This is a genomic window from Mesorhizobium sp. M7A.F.Ca.CA.004.04.2.1 (assembly GCF_004022825.1).
Taxonomy (GTDB): Bacteria; Pseudomonadota; Alphaproteobacteria; order Rhizobiales; family Rhizobiaceae; genus Mesorhizobium.
In genome coordinates this window covers 1-6,189 of sequence record NZ_RZPH01000278.1, presented here as the reverse complement: position 1 = coordinate 6,189, position 6,189 = coordinate 1, and the positions used below count along the sequence as shown (strand labels likewise).

The 6,189-nt window shown below is 64.6% G+C and carries 6 protein-coding genes; all 6 read left to right on the top strand.

Annotation, left to right across the window (positions count from 1 at the left end; genetic code table 11):
• On the top strand, positions 1-922 hold a 922-nt coding region (locus EN893_RS14585; RefSeq protein WP_128361610.1), incomplete at its 5' end, for a replicative DNA helicase.
• 57 nt (positions 923-979) lie between these two features.
• On the top strand, positions 980-2,383 hold the full coding sequence (radA, locus tag EN893_RS14580; protein ID WP_128361609.1) for a DNA repair protein RadA: 1,404 nt from the start codon (positions 980-982) through the stop codon (positions 2,381-2,383).
• Positions 2,384-2,446: 63 nt separating this feature from the next.
• On the top strand, positions 2,447-3,106 hold the full coding sequence (locus EN893_RS14575) for a CvpA family protein (RefSeq protein WP_128361608.1): 660 nt from the start codon (positions 2,447-2,449) through the stop codon (positions 3,104-3,106).
• Positions 3,107-3,210: 104 nt separating this feature from the next.
• Positions 3,211-4,680: an amidophosphoribosyltransferase gene (purF, locus tag EN893_RS14570; RefSeq protein WP_013532528.1), complete on the top strand. Its 1,470-nt coding sequence runs from the start codon at positions 3,211-3,213 to the stop codon at positions 4,678-4,680.
• A gap of 44 nt (positions 4,681-4,724) precedes the next feature.
• Positions 4,725-5,465, top strand: coding sequence for an SDR family NAD(P)-dependent oxidoreductase (locus EN893_RS14565; RefSeq protein ID WP_013532529.1), 741 nt, complete (start codon positions 4,725-4,727; stop codon positions 5,463-5,465).
• A gap of 136 nt (positions 5,466-5,601) precedes the next feature.
• Positions 5,602-6,189 (top strand): hypothetical protein (locus EN893_RS14560; RefSeq protein WP_128361607.1); only part of this gene is annotated, 588 nt, incomplete at its 3' end.

The window sequence follows — 6,189 nt, the reverse complement described above, 5'->3', positions numbered from 1 at the left end:
GCGCGATGGCCACCTGTCCGGCATTGCCACCGGCCTGCGCGATCTCGACCACCGCATGGGCGGCCTGCAGCCTTCGGATTTGATCATCATCGCCGGCCGCCCAGGCATGGGCAAGACGTCGCTGGCCACCAACATCGCCTACAACATCGCTGCCGCCTATGAGCCTGCCCAGCAGGCCGACGGTTCGGTCAAGGCGGCCAATGGCGGCGTCGTCGGTTTCTTCTCGCTCGAAATGTCGTCGGAGCAGCTGGCCACCCGCATCATCTCCGAGCAGACCGAGATCCCATCGTCGAAAATCCGGCGCGGCGATCTGACGGAGGCCGATTTCGGCAAGCTCGTTGCCTACACGCAGGAGAACCATAAACGGCCGCTCTATATCGACCAGACGGGCGGTATTTCCATTGCCCAGCTTGCGGCGCGCGCCCGCCGCCTCAAGCGTCAGCGCGGGCTTGACCTGATGGTCATCGACTATATCCAGCTGATGCAGGGTTCGTCCGCCAAGGCGTCGCAGAACCGCGTCCAGGAAATCACCGAGATCACCACCGGACTGAAGGCACTCGGCAAGGAGTTGGGCGTGCCGATCATCGCCCTCTCACAGCTTTCGCGTCAGGTTGAAAGCCGCGACGACAAGCATCCCCAGCTGTCCGATCTGCGCGAATCGGGTTCGATCGAGCAGGACGCCGACGTGGTGCTGTTCGTGTACCGCGAGGAATACTACATCAAGAACAAGGAGCCGGAGAAAGGCACGCCCGAGCATCTCGCCTGGGAGGCGAAGATGATCGAAGTCCAGGGCAAGGCCGAAGTGATCATCGCCAAGCAGCGCCACGGACCGACCGGCACCGTCAGCCTTGCCTTCCAGGGCGAGTTCACCCGCTTCTCCGACCTCGCCGAGGAGCATCATCTGCCGGAAAGGTTCGAGTAGCTTTTTGACCTACCCCAGCCAACCTCGCCCAGACCATTTTCAAGCAGCATCCCGCTGATGGCCAAATCCCGGGTCCAATTCATCTGCCAGAGCTGCGGATCGGTGCATCAGCGCTGGGCCGGCAAATGCGATGCCTGCGGCGAGTGGAACACGCTGGTCGAGGAAGGCACGTCCGGCGGCATCGGCTCAGGACCGGCCAACACGCGCAATGCCCGCAAGGGCCGCGCGGTGGTGCTGACCACGCTGTCCGGCGACATCGAGGATGCGCCACGCATCATTTCGGGCATCGGCGAACTCGATCGCGCCACCGGCGGTGGTTTCGTGCGCGGCTCGGCGCTGCTGGTCGGCGGCGATCCTGGTATCGGCAAGTCGACGCTGCTCACCCAGGCGGCCGCGGCGCTAGCATCAAAAGGCCACCGCATCGTCTATGTCTCGGGCGAAGAGGCGGTCGCGCAGATCAGGCTGCGGGCGCAGCGGCTTGGCGTCGCCTCTTCTCCGGTGGAACTTGCCGCCGAGACCAATGTCGAGGACATCCTGGCGACGATCGCCGACGGCAAGCGGCCTGATCTCGTCATCCTGGATTCGATCCAGACGCTGTGGACCGACCTTGCCGATTCGGCACCGGGCACCGTCACACAGGTGCGCGCCGCCGCCCAGGCGATGATCCGCTATGCGAAATCCACGGGTGCTGCGATCGTGCTGGTCGGCCATGTCACGAAGGAAGGCCAGATCGCGGGGCCGCGTGTCGTCGAGCATATGGTCGACGCCGTGCTCTACTTCGAGGGCGAAGGCGGCCATCACTATCGCATCCTGCGTACGGTGAAGAACCGTTTTGGACCGACCGACGAGATCGGCGTCTTCGAAATGTCGGACAAGGGCCTGCGCGAGGTTGCCAATCCGTCCGAGCTTTTCCTTGGCGAGCGCCATGCAAAATCGCCCGGGGCCGCGGTTTTCGCCGGCATGGAGGGGACAAGGCCGGTGCTGGTCGAGATCCAGGCACTGGTCGCACCCTCCTCGCTCGGCACGCCGCGCCGCGCCGTCGTCGGCTGGGACGGCGCCCGGCTGTCTATGATCCTGGCAGTTCTCGAAGCCCATTGCGGGGTGCGCTTCGGCAGCCACGATGTCTATCTCAACGTCGCCGGAGGCTACCGGATTTCGGAGCCCGCGGCCGATCTGGCAGTGGCGGCCGCCCTGGTTCCCTCGCTCACCGGTCTTGCCCTTCCCGCCGATTGCGTCTATTTCGGCGAAATCAGCCTTTCGGGCGCCGTGAGGCCGGTTGCGCATGCGCAACAGCGCCTCAAGGAAGCCGAAAAGCTGGGTTTTGGAAGCGCGGTTCTGCCTTCGGGCAGCGGGGAACTGGCCGGGGGGATCGGGTCCGGTTCTTTCCAGCCGACCGAGCTTGCCGACCTCGTGGCACGCATAGCCGGCTCACGCCGAAGCCGCGTGGACGAAGAAGATTAGAGCATCGGACTCAGAGCCCGATGTTCCGCGCTATAATGCGGCTCATGGAGTGGGGCGAAAGACATGCCGATTACGCTGCTTGACGGAATTCTCGTCGGCTTCACTCTGGTCTCGGCGATGCTCGCCATGGTTCGCGGCTTTTCGCGCGAAGTCCTGTCCGTCGTCTCCTGGGCAGCGGCGGCAGCGGCGGCGTTCTTCTTCTACAAGCCGGTTGTGCCTTACCTCGCGCCCTACATCGAGAATGAAAAGATCGCCATGGCGGCCGCCGCCGGCGTCGTCTTCATCGTCGCGCTGATCGTCGTATCGGTCATCACCATGAAGCTCGCCGACTGGATCATCGATTCGCGGATCGGCGCGCTCGACCGTACGCTCGGTTTCCTCTACGGCGCCGCGCGCGGCATCCTGGTCGTCGCCGTCGCACTGCTGTTCTTCAACTGGCTGGCTGGCGCCAAGGCACCGGCCTGGGTCACGGAGGCCAAGTCGCGGCCGCTGCTGGAGCAGATCGGCGCCAAGCTCGAAAGCCTGCTGCCCGAGGATCCGGAAAACGCGATTCTCAAGAAGCGCAATCCGAATCAGCCGGCCGCCGAGACGCCAGCTGCTCCGGACGCACCGGCCGCGGATGCTCCGGCGGGCGGCGACGATGCCAACACGCCAGCGCCTGACGACAATGACGCAACACCTCCGGCCAACAACGCTCCGGCACCGGCGGCGCCGGCAAACTGACGCCGAAAACGGCGTCAGGATCCGACGATGGTGTGAACGACCGCACGGCCCGCGTTGCTTTCGGCGCGAACCCGCATTATATGGCGATTTTAGCGGAGCTTAAGATGGCAGACGCAGACGACGTGCTTTCCGCCGAGGCCGACGACCATTTCCACGACGAATGCGGTGTGTTCGGCATTTTCGGCCGGCAGGACGCCGCGGCCATCGTCACACTGGGCCTGCATGCGCTGCAGCATCGCGGCCAGGAAGCGGCAGGCATCGTTTCCTATGACGGCAGCCAGTTCCATGTCGAACGCCATGTCGGCCTGATCGGCGACACCTTCACCAAGCAGCGCGTCATCGACAGCCTGCAAGGCAACCGCGCCATCGGCCATACGCGCTACGCCACGACTGGCGGCGCCGGCATGCGCAACATCCAGCCCTTTTTCGCCGAATTGGCCGATGGCGGCTTCGCCGTCGCCCACAACGGCAATCTGACCAACGCCATGACCGTGCAGCGCGCGCTGCAGAAGCAAGGCGCGATCTTCTCCTCCACCTCCGACACCGAGACGCTTTTGCATCTCGTCGCCACCAGCAAGGAGCGCGATTTGAACTCGCGCTTCATCGATGCGGTGCGACAGGTCGAGGGTGCGTTTTCGCTGGTGGCGATGACGGCCAAGAAGATGATCGGCTGCCGCGATCCGCTCGGCATCCGGCCGCTGGTGCTCGGCGATCTCGACGGCGCCTGGATCCTGGCCTCCGAAACGTGCGCGCTCGACATCATCGGCGCGCGTTTCGTTCGCGACCTGAAGCCCGGCGAGATGGTCGTCGTCACGTCCAAGGGCATCGAGAGCCTGTTCCCCTTCGAGCCGCAGAAGACCCGCTTCTGCATCTTCGAATATGTCTATTTCGCGCGGCCGGATTCCTCGGTGGAAGGCCGCAACGTCTATGAGGTGCGCAAGCGCATCGGCGCCGAGCTGGCGGTTGAAAGCCCGGTCGAGGCGGACATCGTCGTGCCGGTGCCGGATTCGGGCACGCCGGCGGCGATCGGCTTCAGCCAGGCCGCAGGCATTCCCTTCGAACTCGGCATCATCCGCAATCATTATGTCGGCCGCACCTTCATTCAGCCGGGCGATTCGATCCGCCACATGGGCGTCAAACTGAAGCACAATGCCAACCGCCGCATGATCGAGGGCAAGCGCGTGGTGCTGGTCGACGACAGTATCGTGCGCGGCACCACCAGCCAGAAGATCGTGCAGATGGTGCGCGACGCCGGCGCCAAGGAGGTGCATATGCGCATCGCCTCACCGCCGACACGCGCCTCCTGTTTCTACGGTGTCGACACGCCGGAGAAATCGAAGCTCCTGGCATCGCGCATGTCGATCGAGGAGATGGCCGAGTTCATTCGCGTCGATTCGCTCGGCTTCCTCACCATTGACGGGCTCTACCGCGCGGTCGGCGAGGCCAGCCGCGACAACGACCAGCCGCAATTCTGCGATGCCTGCTTCACCGGCCAGTATCCGACCCGCCTGCTCGACTTCGAAGGCCACGACAATGTGCGCACGCTGTCGCTGCTGGCGACGAGCGGGACGTAGGCGGGACCGTCATCAGCGTTAGTCAAATTCCCGGAATCCATCGCATGACCCTTGACCTTTCCGGCCGCGTTGCGGTCGTCACCGGCGCCTCGCGCGGGATCGGCTATTTCATTGCCAAGGAATTGGCTGCAGCCGGCGCGCATGTCATTGCGGTGGCGCGCACTGTCGGAGGACTGGAAGAGCTCGACGATCAGATCAAGGCGGCCGGCGGCCAGGCGACACTGGTGCCGCTCGACCTCGCCGACATGGCCGGTATCGACCGCCTGGGCGGCGCCATCCACGAACGCTGGGGCAAGCTCGACATTCTCGTCGCCAATGCCGGCGTGCTCGGCGTCATCTCGCCGATCGGTCATGTCGAAGCAAAAACCTTCGAGAAGGTGATGACCATCAACGTCACCTCGACCTGGCGGCTGATCCGCTCCGTCGACCCCCTGCTGCGGCTCTCCGACGCTGGACGAGCGATCATCCTGTCTTCCAACGCAGCGCACTCGGCGCGTGCCTTCTGGGCACCCTACGCGGCGTCCAAGGCCGCGGTGGAGACGATGATGCGCTCCTGGGCGCATGAGACGCAGAGCCTGCCGCTCCGGGTCAATGCCGCCGACCCCGGCGCCACCCGCACCGCCATGCGTGCCCAAGCAGTGCCGGGCGAAGATCCCGAGACGTTGCCGCATCCCTCCGAGATCGCCAAACGCATCGTGCCGCTGGCCAGCCCGGACCTGAAAGAGACCGGATTGATCTTTCAGGCCAAGCACAATCGGTTCGTCGCCTATCGCCAGCCGGAATAAAACTAGAGCCTTTTTTGCCGCATGTCGGTTTCCCAAAAACCACTGCATACTTTTAGGCGACATGCGTAGGGATTAAACAGGCCTCCGGCAACGTTTCTTCTGATGTAACCCGTCGAAGACCAACCGGAGGACCGACATGCGTAAACTGCTTCTCGCCACCGCCGCCACCCTGATCGCAGCCGCGGGCGCCGCTTACTCGCAAGATGCCAAGATGAGCTTCTTCGTCACCAGTGTCGGTTCCGGCAAGGGTGCCGACCTCGGCGGCCTCAAGGGCGCCGACGCGCATTGCGCGTCGTTGGCGGAAGCCGCCGGCGTCACCGGCAAGAGTTGGGCCGCCTATCTGTCGACCAGCGACACCGACGCCCGCGACCGCATCGGCAAGGGGCCATGGGTGAACGCCAAGGGCGTCAAGATCGCCGACGATGTCGCCTCGTTGCACAGCGATGCCAACGGCATCACCAAACAGACAGCGCTCAACGAGAAAGGCGAAGCGGTCAACGGCCGCGGCGACACGCCCAACCGCCACGACGTGCTGACCGGCTCCAAGCCCGACGGCACCAAGATCGCCGACCAGACCTGCGGCAACTGGACGATGAGCGGGGCGGAAGGCGCCGCGATGATGGGCCATCATGACCGCGCCGGTCTCGACGATTCGGCAGCGGCCAAATCCTGGAATTCCTCGCACGCCTCGCGCGGCGGCTGCAGCCAGGAGGCGCTCAAGGGC

Excerpts from the sequence above, each read along its gene's own strand:
- radA (WP_128361609.1), top strand. The coding sequence starts at position 980 with ATGGCCAAATCCCGGGTCCAATTCATCTGCCAGAGCTGCGGATCGGTG.
- EN893_RS14575 (WP_128361608.1), top strand. The coding sequence starts at position 2,447 with ATGCCGATTACGCTGCTTGACGGAATTCTCGTCGGCTTCACTCTGGTC.
- purF (WP_013532528.1), top strand. The coding sequence starts at position 3,211 with ATGGCAGACGCAGACGACGTGCTTTCCGCCGAGGCCGACGACCATTTC.
- EN893_RS14565 (WP_013532529.1), top strand. The coding sequence starts at position 4,725 with ATGACCCTTGACCTTTCCGGCCGCGTTGCGGTCGTCACCGGCGCCTCG.